Genomic DNA, 20877 nt, shown 5'->3' with positions numbered 1-20877 from the left:
CCCACCTGCCTGCCTCTCGTTGTTCGCCGTTGCCACGTGTGCGCGTCCGGGCGTTTCCGGGCCGGCGGCAAATTCCGCGTCAACGCGAACCACAAGCTCATCGACGCCTGGCTGCTCGGGCTCTGCACCGGCTGCGGGGACACGGCGAAGTTCACGGTCCTGGAGCGGGTGAACGTGCGGTCGGTCCGGCCTGAGCTGCTGGACCGCCTGCACGGCAACGATCCTGGCCTGGCGGCCGAGCTGCTCCAGGATCCGGTCGTGCGGCGCCGTAACCGCATCGCGCTCGACTGGGACGACGCCTGGCGCCTCGACACCGGCGGATCGGATCACCTGGACCGCGAGGTGATCGACGTTTCGGTCCGCTTCGCGGCACGGATTCCCGTCCGGCCGGTCCGGCTGATCGCCGACGGGTGCGGCCTGCCGCGGGCCGAGGTCGAAAGACTGGTCAGGGACGGCAAACTCGTTTCGGCGGTCCGGCTGGGCGGCAGGCTCTCCGGCGACTTCACGTTCACGCTCAAGCGCTGATTCCCGGGGTCTGTCCGGCTCGCGCCGCCGGCGTCCTGCCAGGATTGCCGCGTGGTCACCGAGAAGGACGACGCCCCCGTAGCCCCGGGCACGGGCCTGCGGCTCGCCAGGATCGTCACCGAAGTGCTCTCGCCCGCGACGATCGTCGTCCTGTTGCCGTTCGCGGTGGCGTGGAACGCCACCGGGCACCGGGTTCTCGCGACAATCCTGTGGTCGCTGGTCGTGGCGGTGTTCTTCAGCGTGCTGCCGATGGCGTTCATCATCCTGGGCGCCCGGCGGGGCAAGTGGGACGGCCACTGGGTGCGGGAGCGGGAACGCCGGTTCGTGCCGTTGACGATGTGCCTGCTGTCCGCCCTCGCCGGGCTGGCGATCCTGCTGGTCTGGGACGCGCCGGCCGATGTGGTGGCGCTGGCGTGGTCGATGGTGACCGTGCTGATCGTGTGCGTGATCATCACCAAATGGTGGAAGGTGTCGCTGCACGCCACGGTCGCGGGCGGCGCCGTCGCGACGGTCGTCCTGATCTACGGCTGGGTGATGGCGCTGCTCGCGCCGTTGGTCGCGCTGGTCGCGTGGGCACGGGTCAAGGTGCGCGACCACACCGCCGCCCAGGTCGTCGTCGGTGCACTGCTCGGTCCCGTCGTGGGCGGCGTGGTGTTCCTTCTGTTGCGCTGATCAGCAGGTAGAGGCCGGTTTACCGGAGACCCGGGCCACATCGGGTTGTCTGTCAGAAGGTTGGACGTCAAACTATTCCCATGACCACTCAGGCGCCTCTGCACCGGCCGGTGAACCCGGTCCGGTTCGTCACGGCGGCCAGCTTGTTCGACGGCCACGACGCCGCGATCAACATCATGCGGCGGATCCTGCAGTCCCAGGGTGCCGAGGTGATCCACCTCGGGCACAACCGCTCGGTGCGGGAGGTCGTCGCGGCGGCCATCCAGGAAGACGTCCAGGGCGTGGCGATCAGCGCCTACCAGGGCGGGCACGTCGAGTACTTCTCGTACCTGGTCGAGCTGCTGAACGAGCGCGGCGCCGGGCACATCAAGGTCTTCGGCGGCGGGGGCGGCGTGATCGTGCCCGCCGAGATCGAGCTGCTGCACTCGCGGGGCGTGGCGCGCATCTTCTCGCCCGCCGACGGGCAGCGGATGGGCCTCGCCCGGATGATCAACTCGATGGTCGAGGCCTGTGACCACCCGCTCGCCGAGCGGGCGCCTGAGTCGTGGGACGGGCTGTTCACCGGCCGGCAGGACGTGCTGGCGCGGGCGATCACCCAGATCGAGGCCGGTGTCTTCGACAAGGACCTGCTCAGCACCAGCCGTCAGGTGCCCGTCCTGGGCATCACCGGCACGGGCGGCTCCGGCAAGTCGTCGCTGACCGACGAACTGGTCCGCAGGTTCCGGCAGGACCAGCAGGACAAGGTCCGCATCGCGGTGCTGGCCATCGACCCGACCCGCCGCCGGGGCGGTGGGGCGCTGCTGGGCGACCGCATCCGGATGAACAGCGTCGGAATCAACACGGTCGACGGTTCTGCCGACGACACCGTGTACTTCCGGTCGCTGGCAACGCGCCGGGCCGGTGCGGAGGTCCCGGACGGGCTCGCCGACGTGATCACCGCGTGCAAGGCCGCGGGCTACGACCTGATCATCGTGGAGACGCCCGGTATCGGCCAGGGTGACGCGGCGATCGTGCCGTTCGTCGACGTCTCGCTGTACGTGATGACGCCGGAGTTCGGCGCCGCGTCGCAGCTGGAGAAGATCGACATGCTGGACTTCGCCGACGCGGTGGCGATCAACAAGTTCGAGCGCCGCGGCGCCGAGGACGCCCGCCGCGACGTCGGCAGGCAGATGGTGCGCAACCGGGAGGCGTTCGGCCAGTCCTGGGAGGACATGCCGGTCTTCGGCACCAGCGCCGCCACGTTCAACGACGACGGTGTCACCGCGCTGTACCAGTACCTGCGCGACCAGCTGGTGGCGCGGGGCCTTTCGGTCAGCGAGGGCACGTTGCCGGTCGTGGACCACAAGACGTCCACGTCCGCGGCGACCGTCATCCCGGCGTCCAAGGCGCGTTATCTGTCGGACATCGCCGAGACGATCCGCGCCTACCACGCCCGGACCGAGCAGCAGGTCGCCGCGGTCCGCGAGCTGAAGCACTTCGAGGCCACCCGGGAAGCGCTCGCCGGGGCCGGTCTGGCCACCAAGGACGTCGGCGAACTGGTCGCGGGCGCGGCCGGGAAGGTCGACCGGGAATCCGGCGAGCTGCTGGCGGAGTGGTCGAAGACCAAGGAGGACTACACCGGCGACGAGCTCGTGGTGCGGATCAGGGACAAGGAACTGCACACGCCCCTGGTCCGGGAGACGTTGTCCGGCAGCAAGATCCGGCGTGTGGCGTTGCCGTCGTTCGACGACGACGGCGAGGTCCTGCGGTTCCTGCGCAAGGAGAACCTGCCCGGCAGGTTCCCGTTCACCGCGGGCGTGTTCCCGTTCAAGCGGGAGGGCGAGGACCCGGCGCGGATGTTCGCCGGTGAGGGCGACGCGTTCCGCACCAACCGCCGCTTCAAGTACCTGTCGCAGGGTTCGGAGGCGACGCGCCTGTCGACCGCGTTCGACTCGGTCACGTTGTACGGCCGCGACCCGGACACCCCGCCGGACGTCTACGGCAAGATCGGCACGTCCGGTGTGTCGATCGCGTCGCTGGACGACATGAAGGCGCTCTACGACGGGTTCGACCTGACCGCGCCGGCCACGTCGGTGTCGATGACGATCAACGGCCCGGCGCCCACGATCCTGGCGTACTTCCTGAACACCGCGATCGACCAGCGGATCGACAAGTTCCGCGCCGAGCACGGCCGGGAGCCCGGCGCCGGGGAGCGCGAGGAGCTGGTCGCGTGGGCGTTGGCGAACGTGCGCGGCACGGTGCAGGCCGACATCCTCAAGGAGGACCAGGGCCAGAACACCTGCATCTTCTCCACCGAGTTCTCGCTGCGGATGATGGCCGACGTCCAGGAGTGGTTCATCCAGAACAAGGTCCGCAACTTCTACTCGGTGTCGATCTCCGGCTACCACATCGCCGAGGCCGGGGCGAACCCGATCAGCCAGCTGGCGTTCACCCTCGCCAACGGCTTCACGTACGTGGAGTCGTATCTGGCCCGCGGCATGCACATCGACGACTTCGCGCCGAACCTGTCGTTCTTCTTCTCCAACGGGATGGACGCCGAGTACAGCGTGATCGGCCGGGTCGCCCGGCGGATCTGGGCGATCGCGATGCGCGAGCGGTACGGCGCCAACGAGCGGTCGCAGAAGTTCAAGTACCACGTGCAGACCTCGGGCCGTTCGCTGCACGCGCAGGAGATGAGCTTCAACGACATCCGCACCACGCTGCAGGCGCTGTGCGCGTTGTACGACAACTGCAACTCCTTGCACACCAACGCCTACGACGAGGCCATCACCACGCCGACGGAGGCGTCGGTGCGCCGGGCGATGGCGATCCAGCTGATCATCAACAAGGAGTGGGGCCTGTCGAAGAACGAGAACCCGTTGCAGGGCTCGTTCGTCATCGACGAGCTGACCGACCTGGTCGAAGAGGCCGTGCTGGCCGAGTTCGACCGGCTGTCCGACCGTGGCGGTGTGCTCGGTGCGATGGAGACGGGCTACCAGCGTGGGCGCATCCAGGACGAGTCGATGCTCTACGAGACCCGCAAGCACGACGGGTCGCTGCCGCTGATCGGCGTGAACACCTTCCTGCCGGACGACGGCTCGGCGGAGCCGATCGAGATCGAGCTGGCTCGGGCGACCGAGGAGGAGAAGCGCTCGCAGGTCGAGCGGACCAGGGCGTTCCAGGCCAAGCATCGCGACGAGGCCCAGGAGGCGTTGCGCCGGCTGCGTGCGGCGGCGACGTCGGGCGGGAACGTGTTCGCCGAACTGATGTCCGCGGCGCGGGTCTGCACGCTCGGCCAGATCACCGAGGCGTTCTTCGAAGTGGGCGGTCAGTACCGCCGTAATGTGTGAGCCATGAGGACAGAAGATCTGCTCGCAGGATCGAGCATCGACACTGAAGGGACGGGCGTGAGCGAGATCCGCCGCGTGGGTGTGATCGGGTGTGGGCTGATGGGCTCGGGCATCGCGGAGGTGTGCGCCCGGGCGGGCCTGGACGTCAAGGTCACCGAGGCGTCCGCGGACGCGCTGGCCGCGGGCAGGGGCCGGATCGAGAAGTCGCTCGACCGGGGTGTGCGCAACGGCAAGCTCACCGCCGGGGACCGGGAGGCCGCGTTCGGCCGGATCACGTTCTCGACCGACATCGGTGACCTGGCCGACCGGCAGTTCACCGTCGAGGCGGTCGCCGAGAACGAGCAGGTCAAGACGGACGTCTTCACGGCACTGGACAAGGTCGTGGAGGACCCGGCGGCGATCTTCGCGTCGAACACGTCCTCGATTCCGATCATGAAGCTGGGCATGGCGACGTCGCGGCCCGAGCAGGTCATCGGGGTGCACTTCTTCAATCCGGTTCCGGTGCTGCGGCTGGTCGAGCTGGTGCCGTCGCTGCTGACCGGGCAGGAAACGCAGTCGCGGGCGGACGCGTTCGTGACGTCCGTGCTGGGCAAGCAGGTCATCAGGTCGCAGGACCGGGCGGGCTTCGTGGTGAACGCGTTGCTGGTCCCGTACCTGTTGTCGGCGATCCGGATGCTGGAGTCCGGGTTCGCCTCCCCGGAGGACATCGACAACGGCATGGTCCTGGGCTGTGCCCACCCGATGGGGCCGTTGCACCTGACGGACCTGATCGGCCTGGACACCACGAAGGCCATCGCGGAGTCGATGTACGCCGAGTTCAAGGAGCCGCTGTACTCCCCGCCGCCGTTGCTGCTGCGCATGGTGGACGCGGGTCTGCTGGGCAAGAAGAGCGGCCGCGGTTTCTTCCAGTACTGAAACCCCCTCGTGAGTGTTTATCGGTGTTCTAACCCTGATAACCACTCACGAGGTTTTGGCTGGGCATAGGCTGGGCGGTGTGAAGCCCGCTGAGCCGAATGCGTTGCTCGAGCTCGTGCTGGCGGCTGGGCGTGCACCCGATCCGGTCGGCGAATCCATTCTGGACGCCGCGCTCGCCGAGTTCCTCGACTACGGCCTGCGCCGCGCGAGCGTCGACTCGGTCGCCAGGCGCGCCGGGGTCTCCCGGGCCACCGTCTACCGTCGTTTCGAGAACAAGGACGTTCTTGTCCAGGCTGTTCTCGTCCGTGAGTGCCGCCGGTTCTTCGGCAGTGTCGCCGACGCCGTCGCCCAGTTGCCGACGGCGCGGGAACGGCTGGTCGAAGGCTTTGTGGTGGGCATGCGGTATACCCGTCGTGACCCGTTGTTGTCCCGGCTTCTGTCCACCGACCCGGAAGCGTTGTTGCCGTATCTCACGGTCAATGGCGGGCTCGTGGTCGCCGTGGCCCGCGATTTCCTGGTCGGTCAGGCGCAGGCGCTGCCGGATGGTGACAAGCCGGTTGCCGGGCGGGAGCCTGCCGGTGTCGCGGAGCTTTTCGTCCGGCTGGCCATCTCGTTCACGCTCACTCCGGACAGTTGCATTCCGTTGGACGACGACGAGTCGGTTCGCGCATTCGCGATAAGTTACCTGGCAGTATTGATGGGGCCAGGTGGAGTGTCGCCGGAAACATAGACCTGAGGATGATCTCTTACTCATTGGTAGCCATCAGGATGTGCCCATGGGTGGAGTTTCCGCAGTGAAAATTTCTCGTCTTCGGCAGGCCACGCCGGTGGCCGGTGCCCGGATCATCGGGTTCGGCGCCTACCAACCGTCGACTGTGGTCACGAGCGAGGAGACGGCCAAGCGGTTCGGCCGTACGGGGGAGTGGGTCCGGGGACGCACCGGCATCGTGTCGCTGCGCAAGGCCAGCGAGTCCGAGACTGTGCAGCAGATGGCCGTCGCGGCCGGGCGCCAGGCGCTGGACAACGCCGGTGTCCAGGCGTCCCGGATCGGTCTGGTGATCGTCGCCAGTTGCAGCGCCGAACGGCGGGCGCCGGACGTCGCGTCGGAGGTGGCACACGGAATCGGTGCGCGGACGGCGGGCGCGTTCGACCTGAACGCGGCGTGCGCGGGTTTCTGTTACGCGCTGACAGTCGCGGCGGACGCGGTGCGCAACGGTTCCGCCGAATACGTTCTCGTCGTCGGAACCGAAAGGATGACGGCATGGGTCGATCCGGCCGATCTCGGTACCTCGATCATTTTCGGGGACGGCGCGGGCGCGGCCGTGGTGGGCCCGTCACCCCAGCCGGGGATCGGCCCGGTGGTCTGGGGCAGTGACGGTCAGGGCGCCGACCTGATCCGCATCCCCGATTTCGCCCGCCGGATGCACATGGAAGGCCAGGCCGTCTTCCGGTGGGCCACTTCCGAGGTCCACCCGATCGCCCTGGCGGCGTGTGAACGGGCCGGGGTGACACCCGGCGACCTGGCCGCGATCGTGCCGCACCAGGCCAACCTGCGGATCATCCACGCGATGGCCAAGAAGATCGGCGCGCCGGAGGCCATCGTGGCCCAGGATGTCGTGCGGTCGGGCAACACGTCGGCCGCGTCGATCCCGCTCGCCCTGCAACGGCTGATCGAGGCCAAGGCGGTCGACAAGGACTCGTTAGCCCTGCTGGTCGGCTTCGGCGCGGGGCTCAGCTACGCGGCCCAGGTGGTCACTTTGCCCTGACCTGCGGGAACGTTTCCCGCACCAGGGTGCGCAGCGTGTGGGTGAGCAGCAGGTGGACCTGGTCGCGGCTGAGGTGGTTGCGCATCACCCACTCCCGTCCGGCTGCTTTCACCATGGCCGCGTACGCCCTGACCATCGCGCGCAACTGCTCGCGGTGTTCGTGGACGTCGGTGAGGCCGACGAATTCCAGCACCCGGTCGGCGGCGTGCTCGTCGGCCTCGGCCAGGATCCGCTCGACGTCCGGGTCATGCCCGACGCCGCCGACCGCGACCAGCCACGTTTTGCTGTGCCGCAGTACCCGGTCCAGGAACCAGCTCACGCTCGCGTCGATCCGCTCCTCCAAAGTGCCCTGCGCCAACGCCTGCGGCGCCGAACTGGGAATGGTCACCATTCGGCGGACGACTTCCAGATAAAGATCGCGTTTCGTGCCGAAATAGTGGTTGATCAGGCCTCGGGCGACGCCCGCTTCCTGTGCGATGTCGGTTGTCGACACGGACGGGTACGGGCGTTCACCGAATAGGCGGATAGCACAGACGAGGATCTGTTCCCGACGAGCGTCTGGTTCGAGTCGTCGCCAGCGTGGTTCGGAAGCAGAACTCATGCCTTTACTCTTCCATGCCGAGGTACTCGGCGCGGAATGGGGCTCGCACTCAATTAGGTCGATGTCAGGCTGTTCGCTTACCGGACTTGCTCTTCGAAGTGCTCTTCTTCTTCGCGGGCTCGGGCGTGGCGGTCTTCGCGCGGGTCTGTTCGACGCTGCGTTCCAATGCCGTCATCAGGTCGATCACGTCGCCCTGGTCTTCCTCTTCCGGCCGTTCCGGCAGCTCGGCGCCGTCGGCCTTGGCCGCGACCAGTTCGGCCATCGCGTCCCGGTATTCGTCGGTGAACTGCTCCGGTTTGAACGAACCCGCCATGTTGTCGATCAACGAGGTGGCCATCTTCAGCTCCTGCGGCCGCACCTCGAGATCTTGATCAAGGAATCCGAAATCGGGTTTCCTGATCTCGTCCGGCCAGAAGATCGTGTGCAGAACGAGCACGTCGTCCCGGGCCCGCAGGATCGCCAGCGACTCACGCTGCCGGACGGTGATCTTCACGACCGCGTGCCGGTCGGTGTCCTCGAGGGCCTGGCGAAGCAGCACGTACGGGCGGCCCGCGGTTTTGTCGGGCTCGAGGTAGTACGTCTTCTGGAAGAAGATCGGGTCGACCTCCTGGGTCGGCACGAACTCCAGGACCTGGATCGACTTGTCGGTGGAGACCGGCAGTTTGTCGAAATCCTCGTCCGTGAGGATGACGACCCGGCCGTCCTCCAGCTCGTACCCCTTGGCGATGTCGCGGTATTCGATCTCGTTGCCGCAGATCTCGCACACGCGCTTGTACCGGATCCGGCCCCCGTCCTCGGGGTGGACCTGGTGGAACCGGAAGTCGTGCTCCTCGGTCGAGCCGAACATCCGGACGGCGATGGTCACCAGCCCGAATGAGATGGCACCTCGCCAGACGGGTCTCATAGTGGCTTGGTACCGATCTTCAGCCCGTTTCGCAACCCCAATGGACTAAATAGCCGCAGGTCAGCCGTCGCTGGACAGGCTTGCCCGCAGGGTGTCGAGGCTCTTGGCGAGCAGCCGCGACACGTGCATCTGGCTGATCCCGAGCCGGTCGGCGATCTGCGTCTGGGTGAGGTTGCCGAAGAAGCGCAGCGTGATGATCTTCTGCTGGCGTTCCGGCAGGCGCTTGATCAGCGGATACAGCGCCTCACGGGCGTCCACCACGCTCAGTTCCGGGTCGTCCGCGCCGAGCGTGTCCGCCAGCGATGCCGAGTCCGGGTCGTCGGTGAGCAGGTAGTCCAGCGACAGCGAGTGGTGCGCGTTGGTCGCTTCCAGGCCTTCGAACACCTCCTCCCGGCTGAGGCCCAGGTGCTCGGCGATCTGGCTGGGTGTCGGCGCACGGCCGAGCCGCTGCGACAGTTCGGTCACCGCGCCGCCGATCGACAGCCGCAGCTCCTTGAGCCGGCGCGGGACGTGCACCGCCCAGCTGGTGTCCCGGATGTGCCTGCGGACCTCGCCCATGATCGTGGGCACCGCGTACGACATGAAGTCCGACCCGTGTGCCGGGTCGAACCGGTCGACCGCGTTGATCAGGCCGATCCTGGCGACCTGCGCCAGGTCCTCCAGCGGGGCGCCCTGGTGGCTGAACCGGCGCGCGATGTGCTCGGCGACCGGCAGGTGCTCGGTGACGAGCCGCTCCCGCAGCTGGGCGTGCTCGGGGCTGTCCTTCGGCAGGGAGGCGAACTGTTCGAACAGCGGAGCGAGGTGGTCGTAGCCGCCGCGCGGGTTCACTCGTCACCCAGTGCGTTGCGTTTGGTGAGTTCGATCCACAGCACGTGACCGCCGGGGTCCGCGGCGCCCTGGGACACGCCCGCCTCGAGCGAGTCGGTCAGCGTGGACAGCACGTGCCACGAGAACGCGCCGGTGTCCGGCCAGTCGTCGCTGTCCGACAGCACGGTGGCGACCACCCTGATCTCGGACTTCGGGGTGAAGCGCACGGTCAGGAGCGAGCCCGTGATGGCCCGCAGCACGAGCATCGAACAGGCCTCGTCGACCGCCATCTTCAGGTCCGCGATCGAGTCGAGGTCGTAGTCCTGCCGCATGGCCACCGCTGAGGTGATCGCGCGCAGCATCGGCAGCTGCGCGGCGTCGGCCGCGATCCGGACCTCGATCTCGTCGCCGGACGGATCTGGCTGCTCAGGCTTCGTCACGCCACAACAGTAGTACTCCGGCCGTTTGCGACAATGTCGGCATGACGGTCCGTCGCCGCCCTGACGTCACTGGAGCGGGCGAATGTGATGAGGCCCGCAGGCCGGGCAAGGGCGACCTGACCTCGCAGGCCATTCTGGACACCGCGGAACGGCTGCTGGCCGAGCGGTCCCTGCGCGAGATCGGCATCGACGAACTGGCCGCGGGCGCGGGCGTGTCCCGGTCGACCTTCTACTTCCACTTCGAATCCCGTGACGCGGTTCTGTACGCGTTGTCCGAACGGGTGCTGCGGGAGATCTACGCCTCGGGGAGCGTCTGGTTCCGTCGCAGTGACGAGCCGCCCGGCGTCGCGGTCCGCCGTGCGTTGACCGCGGCAGTGGCGTTGTGGCGCAAGCACGGTCCGGTGATGCGGGCGACGGTACGTGGCCGGGAGACCGACCCGCGGCTGGCTGAGTTGTGGGAAGAGGCCGCTCGGCGGTTCGTTCGGTCGACGGCCGTGCAGATCGAGAGCGAGCGCCGGGCCGGGCTGGCCCTGCCGGGCCCGCCGTCGGCGAGGGCGCTGGCCCGGGTGCTGGTGCTGATGAACGAGAACACCTGCTACCACCAGTCGATGGCCGCCAGCTCGGACCTCTGGGACGCGGAGATCGTGGACGCGCTGACCACGATCTGGCTGCGCTCGATCTACGGTCCAGCCGTCGACTAGGTCGTGTTTCGAATGTCCCGGTCGATGAGAGTCGGGATCGGGGCGGTTCCTGGCGTCGCCGCGGGATCGCCGCGAATACTGGTTGTCTTTGGGCGGTCCCGCGGTGGCGCCAGGGACCGCATCCGGCCCGGCTATCGCGATCGGGCATTTGAAACACGACCTAGCGACGGAGACATCTCTTTCCGCAGCGCAATGGGCCGAGCCGGCCCCTGGAGCCGCGCATCGACAGCTCGTGTTCGTTCCCCGCAGGAAGCCTGTATCCCCAGGCAGTCATCGGACTTCTCAACTTTCGATGCGATCACACCTCTGGACGGGACTGCCTTCCAGGCGCTATACATCGGATGTCTTGCCGTGCGGGGACGAAGGGAAACCGACATGCACCTGATGCGCCTCGGCGCGATCGGCGAGGAGAGGCCCGCCGTGCGCGCCGACGATGGAACGCTGTACGACATCAGTGGGCTGACCGGCGACATCGATGGTGCTTTTCTTGCCGGCGACGGAATCCAGCGAGTCGCTGACGCACTGGACACCGCGAGCCTGCCGGTGATCGACGGTACCGGGCTGCGCGTCGGCGCGCCGGTCGCGCTGCCCACCAAGGTCGTCTGTATCGGCATGAACTACCGCGCGCACGCCGCGGAGTCCGGTGCGGAGCCCCCGTCCGAGCCTGTCGTCTTCATGAAGGCCCCGGACTGCGTGGTCGGACCGTACGACGACGTGCTCGTCCCCAGGAAGTCGACCAAGACCGACTGGGAAGTGGAACTCGCCATCGTAATCGGCAAGACCGCACGTTACGTCGACTCGCCGCAGGACGCGATCAAGCACGTCGCCGGGTACACGATTTCCAATGACGTCTCCGAGCGCGCGTGGCAGCTCGAACGGCCCGGCGGCCAGTGGGACAAGGGCAAGTCGTGTGAGACGTTCAACCCGCTCGGCCCGTGGCTGCGGCCCGCGAGCGAGGTGCCGGACCCGCAGAATCTGGCGCTCAGGCTCTGGGTCAACGGCGAACTCAAGCAGGACTCCAGCACCAAGGACATGATCTTCCCGGTCGCCGCGATCGTGCACCACCTCAGCCAGTACATGGTGCTGCGCCCCGGCGACGTCATCAACACCGGCACACCGCAGGGGGTCGCGCTCGGCCAGCCGGAGCCCAAGCCGTACCTGCGGGCGGGGGACGTGGTCGACCTCGAGATCGAAGGTCTGGGCCGCCAGCGGCAGACCGTCGGGCAGGCCTGACATGGCTCATATCGTCGGTATGGACGTCCTCGACGTCCGGTTCCCCACATCCCGTGAGCTGGACGGCTCGGACGCGATGAACCCGGACCCGGACTACTCGGCCGCCTACGTCGTGCTGCACGCCGACGAAGGCCCGGACGGGTACGGCTTCGCGTTCACCATCGGCCGCGGCAACGACGTCCAGGCCGCCGCCATCCGGGCTTTGGAAGGTCACGTCGTAGGGTTACGAGTTCCCGAGGACGCCGCGGCACTGGCGGACCTGAGCAGGCAGTTGGTCGGTGACTCGCAACTGCGCTGGCTCGGCCCGGAGAAGGGCGTCGCGCACATGGCGGTCGGCGCGGTCGTCAACGCGGCATGGGACCTGGCCGCGCGGCGTGCGGACAAGCCGGTCTGGCAGTTCCTGAGCGACATGACGCCCGAGGAGATCGTCGGGCTCGTCGACTTCCGGTACCTGACGGACGCGATCACGCCGGACGAGGCGTACGAGATCCTGGTCAAAGCCCAGGAAGGCAAGGCCGAGCGCGTGCAGAACGTGCTGGCGAACGGATACCGCGCGTACACGACGTCGCCCGGCTGGCTCGGCTACTCCGACGACAAGCTGGTCCGGCTGGCCAAGCAGGCCGTCGCGGACGGCTTCGACATGATCAAGCTCAAGGTCGGCGGCGACCTCGACGACGACATCCGGCGGCTGCGGCTGGCCCGGGCCGCGGTCGGCGACGAGATCCGGATCGCGGTGGACGCCAACCAGCGCTGGGACGTCTCGGTCGCGGTCGAGTGGATGCGGGCGCTGGCGCCGTTCGACCCGTACTGGATCGAGGAGCCGACGTCACCGGACGACGTGCTCGGCCACCAGGCGATCGCCCGCCGGATCGCGCCGATCAAGGTCGCGTCCGGTGAGCACGTGCAGAACCGGGTGGTGTTCAAGCAGATGCTGCAGGCCGAGGCGATCTCGGTGCTGCAACTGGACGCCGCCAGGGTCGGCGGCGTCAACGAGAACGTGGCGATCCTGTTGCTGGCGGCCAAGTTCGGCGTCCCGGTCTGCCCGCACGCCGGCGGCGTGGGACTGTGCGAACTGGTCCGGCACCTGTCGATGTTCGACTACGTCTCGGTGTCCGGCAGTCAGGCCGGCCGGGCCATCGAGTGGGTCGATCACCTGCACGAGCACTTCACCGACCCGGCGGTGGTGCGGGGCGGGTACTACCTCGCGCCCCGCAAACCCGGCTTCTCGGCGCGCATGCACGACGCCACACTGCGCCGTTACCGCTTCCCTGACGGTCCGGAGTGGACAGGAGAGAACTCGTGAGCGGGGACTTCGACGGACTGGTCGCGATCGTCACCGGCGGTTCCTCGGGAATCGGCCTGGCCACCGCGAAACTGCTGACCAGCCGGGGCGCCCAGGTCGCGTCCCTGGATCGCAGGCCCGAGGGCCTGCCTGGCGACATCGCCGGCTTCGAGGCCGACGTCACCGACGACGCCCAGGTCCGCTCGGCAATCGACGCGGTCGTCGAGCGCTTCGGCCGGTTGGACGTCGTGGTGAACAACGCCGGAATCGGCGCGATCGGGGATGTCGCGGCGAACGGTGACGACGAGTGGCTGCGGGTGCTGGACGTGAACGTGGTCGGCATGGCCCGTGTCGCCCGGCATGCCCTGCCGCACCTGCGTAAGTCCCCGTCGGCCGCGATCGTCAACACGTGCTCGGTCGCCGCGTGGGCGGGCCTGCCGCAGCGCGCGTTGTATTCGGCCAGCAAGGGAGCGGTGTACGCGCTCACGCTGGCCATGGCGGCCGATCATGTGCGTGAGGGCATCCGGGTCAACTGCGTAGCCCCCGGCACCGCGGACACGCCATGGGTGAACAGGTTGCTCGACCAGGCAGAGGATCCCGCGGCCGAACGGGCCGCACTGAACGCGCGTCAACCCACGGGCCGGCTGGTGTCGGCCGACGAGGTCGCGAACGCGATCGCCTACCTGGCCAGCCCGTTGTCGGGCGCGACGGTGGGAACGGTGCTTGCCGTGGACGGCGGCATGCACGGCTTGCGGCTGCGGCCGCCCGCCCAGCAGTAGAACCGACGAACGCTCCCAAGTAGACACCGCCGTCAAGGAGGACCTGTGGTGCCCGTCCGCAGATCAGTCAAGACCATCGCCGTCGCGGCCGCGGTGGTGCTGGCCGCCAGCGCGTGCGGCGAGTCGTCACCCGGCTCGGCCCCGGGCGGGGCGGCAGGTGACCCGAACGCCAAGGTGGGCGTGGACTTCCCGCGTGCCGACTCGGACTTCTGGAACTCGTACATCCAGTACGTCCCACGGTTCGCCAAAGAGCTGAACGTCAACATGATGGACCCGACCAACTCGCAGAACAAGGTCGAGACCCTCGTGGCGAACGTGCAGACGCTGACCGGCCAGGGCGCCAAGGCGATCGTGATGGCGCCGCAGGACACCGGCGCGATCGCCACCACGCTGCAACGCCTGGAACAGCAGAAGATCCCCGTGGTCACTGTGGACACCCGGCCGGACAACGGCAAGGTGTACATGGTCGTGCGCGCGGACAACAAGGCGTACGGCGAGAAGGCCTGCAAGTTCCTCGGGGACAAGCTCGGCGGCAAGGGCAAGGTCGTCGAGTTCCAGGGTGCGCTGTCCAGCATCAACGGCCGGGACCGTTCCGAGGCGTTCGCGTCCTGCATGAAGCAGAACTACCCGGGCGTCACGGTGTTCGAGGAGCCGACCGACTGGGAGGGCGGCAAGGCCAGCGCGGCCCTGCAGACCCGGCTCAACCAGCACCCGGACATCAAGGGCATCTACATGCAGGCCGGCGGCGCGTTCCTGGCGCCGACCCTGCAGGTGCTGCGGTCGACCAACCACCTGCTGCCGCCGGACGACCCGAACCACATCTTCATCGTCTCCAACGACGGCATCCCGCAGGAGTTGGCGTCGATCCGCAAGGGCGAGATCGACGCGACCGTCTCCCAGCCCGCGGACATGTACGCCAAGTGGGCGCTGTACTACGCCAAGGCGGCGCTGGAGGGCAAGACGTTCCAGCCCGGCCCGACCGACCACGGTTCGACCATTGTGGACGTGGGCAACGGCAACCTCGAGGACCAGCTGCCCGCACCGCTCGTGACCAAGGACAACGTCGATGACAAGGCGTTGTGGGGCAACCAGATCGGGCAATGATGAGTGCTCAGGCTCAGCCGGCGGCGGGTGTGCGGCTCGCCGCCGTGGCGCGCGACGTCACCAAGCGCTTCGGCAGGACGGTGGCACTCGACGACGTGGGCATCGAGATCCGCGACGGTGAGTCGCATGCCCTGGTGGGCCGCAACGGCGCCGGCAAGTCCACTTTGGTGTCCATCCTCACCGGACTGCAGGCGGCCGACAGCGGCGAGGTCAGCTTCTTCGGCGAGCCGGCGCCCGCGCTGAGCGACCGGGAAGCGTGGCGCCGCAACGTGGCCTGCGTGTACCAGCGGTCGACGATCATGCCCGCGTTGTCGGTGGCGGAGAACCTGTTCATCAACCGCCAGGGCAAGGGGCTGATCAGCTGGCCGAAGCTGCGCAGGCAGGCGAACGAGCTGCTGGAGTCGTTCGGCGTGGACGTCGACGTCACCAAGCCCGCCTCGGACCTGACGGTGGAGCAGCGCCAGCTGGTCGAGATCGCCCGCGCGTTGTCGGTCGGCGCCAAGTTCATCATCCTCGACGAGCCGACCGCGCAGCTGGACGGCCCGGCGATCGAGCGCTTGTTCGATCGGCTGCGGGCGTTGCAGGACAACGGAATCGCGTTCATGTTCATCTCGCACCACCTGGAAGAGATCTACGAGGTGTGCCAGACCGTCACGGTCTTCCGCGACGCCAGGCACATCCTCACCGCGCCGGTGGCCGAGCTCGGCCGGGCCGAACTGGTGGACGCGATGACCGGCGAACCGGGCGGCCTGTCCGTGCCGGGCGCCGCGGACCGCCCCGACGTCGGCGAGGACTCGGAAGTCGCGCTGAGCGTCGAGAACCTGACCGGGGACTCGTTCCGCGACGTGACCCTGCGCGTGCGCAAGGGCGAGGTGATCGGCCTCGCGGGCAGTGCCTCCAGCGGCAAGCACCAGCTCGCGGAAACCGTCTACGGCCTGCGCAAAGCGTCGGCCGGCACGATCCGGGTGAGCGGCGAGAAGCTCAAGCCGGGCTCGGTGCTCGACGCGCTCAGGCACGGGATCGGGTGCGTGCCAAGGGATCGCCACCACCAAGGGCTGGTGCTCGGCTTGAGCGTCGCGGAGAACGCCGCGATGACCGTCATGAACAGGCTCGGCCCCGCCGGTCTGGTCGCGCCGGGGCGGCTGGCGCAGGTCGGCCGCACGGCGATCGAGTCCTACGACATCGTCACGTCCGGCGCCGGCCAGCCGGTGTCGGACCTGTCCGGCGGCAACCAGCAGAAGGTCGTGATGGCACGGGCACTGGCCGGCGACCCGGACGTGCTGGTGCTGATCAACCCGACCGCGGGTGTCGACGTGAAGTCGAAGGAGTCGCTGCTCGGCGTGGTCGACCGGGTGGCACGGGCGGGCACGGCGGTGATCGTGGTGTCCGACGAACTGGACGACCTGCGGGTGTGCGACCGCGTGCTGGTGATGTTCCACGGCCAGGTGGCCGCGCAGTTCGGCCGGGACTGGAGCGAGCAGGAGCTCGTCGCGTCCATCGAGGGAGTGACCGAGTGATGACCAAGACGCTCTCGCCGGAGACGGCCACGACGCCGGCTCCCGCCTCCGGACGGCGCCAGCCGATCCGGTTCGCCAGATTCCGGGACCTGGCACTGGTTCCGGCGATCATCGTGCTGATCATCATCGGCGCGATCGTCAGCCCGACGTTCCTGACCATCGGCAACCTGACCGACGTGCTTCAGCAGCAGAGCGCGTTGGCGCTGCTGGTGCTGGCCGAGGCGATGATCCTGATCGCCGGCAAGTTCGACCTGTCGCTGGAGTCCACCATCGGGTTCGCGCCGGTGCTGGCGATCGCGCTGGTCGTCCCGGCCACCGACCAGGCGCACGGCCTGGGCACCGAGTGGCCGCAGTGGATGGCGATCCCGCTGTGCCTGCTGATCGGTGCCGCGATCGGCGGGCTGAACGGCCTGCTGATCCTGAAGTTCCAGCTGTCGGCGTTCATCGTGACCCTGGGCATGCTGATCACCGTGCGCGGTCTGCACGTCGGCGTGTCCGGCGGCAGCAGCCTGTTCCAGCTGCCGCCGTCGTTCATGTACCTCGGGTTCGAGAAGTGGGGTGGCCTCGCGGCTTCCGTGTGGATCGCGCTGATCGCCTTTGTCATCGGCATCATCGTGCTGTCGTACTTCCGCCAGGGCCGCTCGCTGTACGCCATCGGCGGCAACGTGGACGCCGCGAAGGCGGCCGGTATCCGGACCAACGCGGTGGTCTGGACCGTGCTGGTGCTCGGCGGCGTGCTCGCCGCGCTGGCGGGCATCCTGGAGACCGGACGGCTCGGTGCGATCGGCGCGAACATGGGTGAGGGCATGATCTTCACGGTGTTCGCGGCCGCGGTGATCGGCGGGATCAGCCTGAACGGCGGCAAGGGCACGCTGTTCGGCGCCCTGTGCGGCGTGCTGATGCTCGGCCTGATCCAGAACCTGCTGACCCTGATGAGCGTGGACGGCCACTGGTTCGGCGCGATCAACGGTGTCATCATCCTCATCGCGCTTGTGCTGTCCCGACTGACGACCGGCAAGGCTCAGGAGTAACCGCCTTATGGAGACGGTGGCGTTGCACACCCGGCTCAAACCGGGCAAGGAAGCCGACTACGACCGGGAGCACGCGGTGATCCCGGCCGAATTGGACACCGCGCTGCGGGAGGCCGGGGTGCACTCGTGGCGGATCTGGCGCAGCGGCCGGGATCTGTTCCACCTGGTCGAGGTCGACGACTACGGCCGGATGCGCGAGCGGTTACGGGACCACCCGGCCAACATCCCGTGGCAGGCCCGGATGGCGGACCTGCTGGAGGCCGGGGACGACTACTCCGGCGCGCGACCGGACGTGCGGAAGGTCTGGGAGCTGCCATGAACGGTGTCACAGTGACGAAGTTCGGGTTCGGCGCGGCCGGGATCGGCAACCTGTACACCGAAGTGTCCGACGCGGACGCCGAAGCGGCGTTGCAGGCGGCCTGGGACGCCGGTGTCCGGTACTTCGACACGGCACCGCACTACGGACTGGGCCTGTCCGAGCGCCGGTTGGGCAAGTTCCTCGCCGGGCTGCCGCGCGACGAGTACGTCGTATCGACAAAAGTGGGACGGCTTCTCGAACCGGATGACGAGGAAGGGCTGGACCTGGACAACGGCTTCGCCGTGCCGAAGAAGTACCGGCGCGTCTGGGACTTCAGTGCGGACGGCGTCCGCCGCTCGGTCGAGTCCTCTTTGGAACGCCTCGGCCTCGACCGGGTCGACATCCTGTTGCTGCACGACCCGGACGACCACTGGGAACAGGCTTCGCGGGAGGGTTTCCCGGCGCTGGACGAGTTGCGCTCGCAGGGTGCGGCCGGGGCGATCGGCGTCGGGATGAACCAGTGGCAGATGCCCGCGCGGTTCGTCCGGGAGACGTCGATCGACGTGGTGATGCTGGCGGGCCGGTACACCCTGCTGGAGCAAACCGCGGCCAGCGAGTTCCTGCCGCTGTGCGAGCAGCGCGGGGTGTCCGTTTTCGCGGCGGGCGTTTTCAACTCCGGCCTGCTCGCGCGTGCCCGAGTTCCTGACGATGCGAAGTACAACTACGAATCAGCGCCGCGTGAACTGATCGTACGTGCGCAACGGATCGCGTGGGTCTGCGAGCGGCACGGTGCGACCTTGCCGCAGGCAGCCGTACAGTTCGTTCTGCGTCATCCGGCCGTGACGTCGGTCGTGCTCGGCGTGAAGTCGGCTGAGCAGGCGGTCCGCAACGCGGGCCTGTTCGCCGAGCCGGTGCCGGACGAGCTCTGGGACGACCTGCGTGCGGAGGGCTTGCTCGGATGAGGGTCGACGCGCACCACCACCTCTGGGACCTGTCGGTCCGGGCCCAGGACTGGATAGACGCGGCGACGATGTCCGCGATCCGGCGGGACTTCGACGTCACGGACCTGCGTGCGGCGGCCACCGGGTTCGACCGGACCGTGCTCGTGCAGACGATCACCGTGCCGGAGGAGACCCCGGAGTTCCTGGCGATCGCGTCGCAGACGGACCTGATCGGCGCGGTCGTCGGCTGGGTCGACCTGACCGCGCCGTCGGTCGTGGACGACCTGGCCGAGCTGCGGTCGGGTCCGGGTGGAACGTGGTTGCGCGGAATCCGGCACCAGGTCCAGGGCGAAGCCGATCCACGGTGGCTGTGTCGTGACGACGTGCGGCGCGGGCTGCGAGCGGTGTTCGACGCGGGCCTGGTGTACGACCTGCTGGTGCTGCCGCACCAGCTTGAAGCGTCGATCGAGACCGTGGCGGCGTTCCCGGACGAACCGTTCGTCCTGGACCACTGCGCGAAACCGCCGATCGCCAGTGGTTCGCTGGAGCCCTGGGCGTCGTCGATCCGGGAGCTCGCGGGCTTCGGCAACGTGACGTGCAAGCTGTCCGGCCTGGTCACCGAGGCTGACTGGGCACAGTGGACAGTGGAGGATCTGCGCCCGTACGCCGACGTCGTGCTCGAGGCGTTCGGGCCCTCGCGGGTGATGTTCGGGTCCGACTGGCCGGTGTGCCTGCTGGCCGGGTCGTACGCGGAGGTGGTCGGCGCGGCCGAAGACCTGACCTCGGGCCTTTCGCCAGCGGACCGGGATCAGGTCTTCGGGGGTACGGCGGTCAGGGCCTACCGGCTCTGAACAAGCACCCGCTTCCTGCGGTCGAGCAGTCCGGAGTAGACGGCCACGCCGAGACCGGCGATCGCCAGCACCGCGCCGATCCAGTTCGGCGCGGTGTAGCCGAGGCCGTGTTCGATGGCCAGGCCGCCCAGCCAGGCGCCACCGGCGTTGCCCAGGTTGAACGCGGCGATGTTGGCGGCTGAGGCCAGTGCGGGCGCGCCTTCGGCCTTGTCCATCACGCGGGCCTGCAACGGGGCGACGGTGGCGAACCCGGCCGCGCCGAACAGCAGGATCGTGATCGCGGCGGCGATCTGGCTGTGCGCTGTGAACGTGAAGACGAAGAGGACGGCCGCGAGCGCCGCCAGGATGCCGTAGAGGCTGGGCATCAGGGACTTGTCGGCCGCCTTGCCGCCGAACAGGTTCCCGGCGACCAGGCCGACGCCGAACAGCACGAGCAGCCAGGTGACCATGCCGGACGAGAACCCGGCGACCTCGGTCATCATCGGCGCGATGTAGGTGAACGACGCGAACACGCCCGCGAAGCCGAGCGCGGTCATCGCCAGTGCCAGCCAGACCTGCGGACGCTTGAACACCGCCAGTTCGTGCCGCAGGTCGGTCTGGGTGTCCCTGGGCAGTTCGGGGACGAGCGCGATGATGCCGACCAGGCCGATCACGCCGAGGACGGCGACGGCCCAGAACGTCGAACGCCACCCCAGCGCCTGGCCCAGAGCCGTGCCCAGGGGAACGCCGAGCACGTTGGCGACGGTCAGTCCGGTGAACATCATGGCGATCGCGCTGGCCTGTTTGGCGGGTGCGACCAGGCTCGCGGCGACAACGGCGCCGACGCCGAAGAACGCGCCGTGGGACAGAGCGGCGACGATCCGGCCGGTCATCAGCAGGCCGTAGGTCGGGGCGATCGCACCGAGCACGTTGCCTGCGATGAAAAGCGCCATCAACGCGATCAACAAGCGCTTGCGCGACCAGCGGGACCCGACCGCGGTCAGCAGCGGTGCGCCGACCACGACGCCGAGGGCGTAACCGGAGATCAGCAACCCGGCCGAGGGGATGGTGACGGAGTAGGTGGCGGCGACTTCGGGCAGCAGCCCCATGATGACGAACTCGGTCGTCCCGATCCCGAAGGCACCGATTGCCAGCGCCAGAAGCGCAGCAGGCATGGTGTTCACCCCAGATAGTTGCACACG

At 68.3% G+C, this 20877-nt stretch carries 21 protein-coding genes; 16 read left to right on the top strand and 5 right to left on the bottom strand.

Going from position 1 to position 20877, the window contains the following annotated elements:
• Positions 1-36: 36 nt before the first annotated feature.
• From GC106_RS07110 to GC106_RS07085, 6 genes are all read left to right on the top strand, one after another.
• A complete protein-coding gene (locus GC106_RS07110; RefSeq protein ID WP_312872504.1) occupies positions 37-525 on the top strand; it encodes a DUF1062 domain-containing protein in 489 nt (162 codons plus the stop codon).
• A gap of 51 nt (positions 526-576) precedes the next feature.
• Positions 577-1197, top strand: coding sequence for a phosphatase PAP2 family protein (locus tag GC106_RS07105; RefSeq protein WP_312872503.1), 621 nt, complete (start codon positions 577-579; stop codon positions 1195-1197).
• A gap of 80 nt (positions 1198-1277) precedes the next feature.
• Positions 1278-4526 (top strand): fused isobutyryl-CoA mutase/GTPase IcmF, encoded by a 3249-nt coding sequence (gene icmF, locus GC106_RS07100; RefSeq protein WP_173125735.1) that lies wholly within the window; start codon positions 1278-1280, stop codon positions 4524-4526.
• A gap of 57 nt (positions 4527-4583) precedes the next feature.
• Positions 4584-5441 carry a 3-hydroxybutyryl-CoA dehydrogenase gene (locus tag GC106_RS07095; RefSeq protein ID WP_173126554.1) on the top strand — a complete coding sequence of 286 codons (858 nt, stop codon included), beginning with the start codon at positions 4584-4586 and terminating at the stop codon, positions 5439-5441.
• A gap of 79 nt (positions 5442-5520) precedes the next feature.
• On the top strand, positions 5521-6171 hold the full coding sequence (locus tag GC106_RS07090; protein ID WP_217280175.1) for a TetR/AcrR family transcriptional regulator: 651 nt from the start codon (positions 5521-5523) through the stop codon (positions 6169-6171).
• Between the two features lie 64 nt (positions 6172-6235).
• Positions 6236-7207, top strand: a complete 972-nt coding sequence (locus GC106_RS07085; RefSeq protein ID WP_312872501.1) for a beta-ketoacyl-ACP synthase III — start codon at positions 6236-6238, stop codon at positions 7205-7207.
• Here the strand turns inward: GC106_RS07085 and GC106_RS07080 are convergent.
• From GC106_RS07080 to GC106_RS07065, 4 genes are all read right to left on the bottom strand, one after another.
• Positions 7194-7808 (bottom strand): TetR/AcrR family transcriptional regulator, encoded by a 615-nt coding sequence (locus GC106_RS07080; protein WP_173125731.1) that lies wholly within the window; start codon positions 7806-7808, stop codon positions 7194-7196. The two genes, GC106_RS07085 and GC106_RS07080, sit on opposite strands and share 14 nt — an antisense overlap.
• A gap of 64 nt (positions 7809-7872) precedes the next feature.
• A complete protein-coding gene (gene ku, locus GC106_RS07075) occupies positions 7873-8712 on the bottom strand; it encodes a non-homologous end joining protein Ku (protein WP_173125729.1) in 840 nt (279 codons plus the stop codon).
• 60 nt (positions 8713-8772) lie between these two features.
• Positions 8773-9540 carry an RNA polymerase sigma factor SigF gene (locus GC106_RS07070; protein ID WP_173125727.1) on the bottom strand — a complete coding sequence of 256 codons (768 nt, stop codon included), beginning with the start codon at positions 9538-9540 and terminating at the stop codon, positions 8773-8775.
• A complete protein-coding gene (locus GC106_RS07065) occupies positions 9537-9959 on the bottom strand; it encodes an ATP-binding protein (protein ID WP_173125725.1) in 423 nt (140 codons plus the stop codon). Before GC106_RS07065 ends, GC106_RS07070 begins: the two co-directional genes overlap by 4 nt.
• Positions 9960-10000: 41 nt before the next feature.
• On the opposite strand from GC106_RS07065, the gene GC106_RS07060 reads away from it, so the two are divergent.
• From GC106_RS07060 to GC106_RS07015, 10 genes are all read left to right on the top strand, one after another.
• Positions 10001-10660, top strand: coding sequence for a TetR/AcrR family transcriptional regulator (locus GC106_RS07060; RefSeq protein WP_173125723.1), 660 nt, complete (start codon positions 10001-10003; stop codon positions 10658-10660).
• Positions 10661-11035: 375 nt separating this feature from the next.
• Positions 11036-11893 (top strand): fumarylacetoacetate hydrolase family protein, encoded by an 858-nt coding sequence (locus tag GC106_RS07055; RefSeq protein WP_173125721.1) that lies wholly within the window; start codon positions 11036-11038, stop codon positions 11891-11893.
• 1 nt (position 11894) lies between these two features.
• On the top strand, positions 11895-13196 hold the full coding sequence (locus GC106_RS07050) for an enolase C-terminal domain-like protein (protein WP_173125719.1): 1302 nt from the start codon (positions 11895-11897) through the stop codon (positions 13194-13196).
• Positions 13193-13954, top strand: a complete 762-nt coding sequence (locus GC106_RS07045; protein ID WP_173125717.1) for an SDR family NAD(P)-dependent oxidoreductase — start codon at positions 13193-13195, stop codon at positions 13952-13954. The genes GC106_RS07050 and GC106_RS07045 overlap by 4 nt, the downstream gene beginning before the upstream one ends.
• 48 nt (positions 13955-14002) lie before the next feature.
• Positions 14003-15058, top strand: coding sequence for a sugar ABC transporter substrate-binding protein (locus tag GC106_RS07040; RefSeq protein WP_312872498.1), 1056 nt, complete (start codon positions 14003-14005; stop codon positions 15056-15058).
• Entirely contained in the window at positions 15058-16575 is a 1518-nt protein-coding gene (locus GC106_RS07035) for a sugar ABC transporter ATP-binding protein (protein WP_173125715.1), read from the top strand. Before GC106_RS07040 ends, GC106_RS07035 begins: the two co-directional genes overlap by 1 nt.
• A complete protein-coding gene (locus tag GC106_RS07030; protein ID WP_173125713.1) occupies positions 16575-17606 on the top strand; it encodes an ABC transporter permease in 1032 nt (343 codons plus the stop codon). The genes GC106_RS07035 and GC106_RS07030 overlap by 1 nt, the downstream gene beginning before the upstream one ends.
• A gap of 7 nt (positions 17607-17613) precedes the next feature.
• A complete protein-coding gene (locus GC106_RS07025; protein ID WP_173125711.1) occupies positions 17614-17925 on the top strand; it encodes an L-rhamnose mutarotase in 312 nt (103 codons plus the stop codon).
• Complete coding sequence (locus GC106_RS07020; protein ID WP_173125709.1) at positions 17922-18866, top strand: aldo/keto reductase; 945 nt, start codon at positions 17922-17924, stop codon at positions 18864-18866. The genes GC106_RS07025 and GC106_RS07020 overlap by 4 nt, the downstream gene beginning before the upstream one ends.
• Positions 18863-19696, top strand: a complete 834-nt coding sequence (locus GC106_RS07015) for an amidohydrolase family protein (protein ID WP_173125707.1) — start codon at positions 18863-18865, stop codon at positions 19694-19696. The genes GC106_RS07020 and GC106_RS07015 overlap by 4 nt, the downstream gene beginning before the upstream one ends.
• Here the strand turns inward: GC106_RS07015 and GC106_RS07010 are convergent.
• The gene (locus tag GC106_RS07010; protein ID WP_173125705.1) at positions 19684-20850 is read right to left on the bottom strand and encodes an MFS transporter; all 1167 of its coding nucleotides are present in this window, start codon (positions 20848-20850) and stop codon (positions 19684-19686) included. The genes GC106_RS07015 and GC106_RS07010 overlap by 13 nt on opposite strands.
• Positions 20851-20877: the final 27 nt, after the last annotated feature.

This window comes from Kibdelosporangium persicum (genome assembly GCF_013280595.1).
Lineage (GTDB): Bacteria > Actinomycetota > Actinomycetes > Mycobacteriales > Pseudonocardiaceae > Kibdelosporangium > Kibdelosporangium persicum.
This window is presented reverse-complemented; position numbering and strand designations above follow the sequence as displayed.

Excerpts from the sequence above, each read along its gene's own strand:
- icmF (WP_173125735.1), top strand. The coding sequence starts at position 1,278 with ATGACCACTCAGGCGCCTCTGCACCGGCCGGTGAACCCGGTCCGGTTC.
- GC106_RS07080 (WP_173125731.1), bottom strand. The coding sequence starts at position 7,808 with ATGAGTTCTGCTTCCGAACCACGCTGGCGACGACTCGAACCAGACGCT.
- ku (WP_173125729.1), bottom strand. The coding sequence starts at position 8,712 with ATGAGACCCGTCTGGCGAGGTGCCATCTCATTCGGGCTGGTGACCATC.
- GC106_RS07060 (WP_173125723.1), top strand. The coding sequence starts at position 10,001 with ATGACGGTCCGTCGCCGCCCTGACGTCACTGGAGCGGGCGAATGTGAT.
- GC106_RS07055 (WP_173125721.1), top strand. The coding sequence starts at position 11,036 with ATGCACCTGATGCGCCTCGGCGCGATCGGCGAGGAGAGGCCCGCCGTG.
- GC106_RS07050 (WP_173125719.1), top strand. The coding sequence starts at position 11,895 with ATGGCTCATATCGTCGGTATGGACGTCCTCGACGTCCGGTTCCCCACA.
- GC106_RS07035 (WP_173125715.1), top strand. The coding sequence starts at position 15,058 with ATGAGTGCTCAGGCTCAGCCGGCGGCGGGTGTGCGGCTCGCCGCCGTG.
- GC106_RS07030 (WP_173125713.1), top strand. The coding sequence starts at position 16,575 with ATGACCAAGACGCTCTCGCCGGAGACGGCCACGACGCCGGCTCCCGCC.
- GC106_RS07025 (WP_173125711.1), top strand. The coding sequence starts at position 17,614 with ATGGAGACGGTGGCGTTGCACACCCGGCTCAAACCGGGCAAGGAAGCC.
- GC106_RS07020 (WP_173125709.1), top strand. The coding sequence starts at position 17,922 with ATGAACGGTGTCACAGTGACGAAGTTCGGGTTCGGCGCGGCCGGGATC.
- GC106_RS07015 (WP_173125707.1), top strand. The coding sequence starts at position 18,863 with ATGAGGGTCGACGCGCACCACCACCTCTGGGACCTGTCGGTCCGGGCC.
- GC106_RS07010 (WP_173125705.1), bottom strand. The coding sequence starts at position 20,850 with ATGCCTGCTGCGCTTCTGGCGCTGGCAATCGGTGCCTTCGGGATCGGG.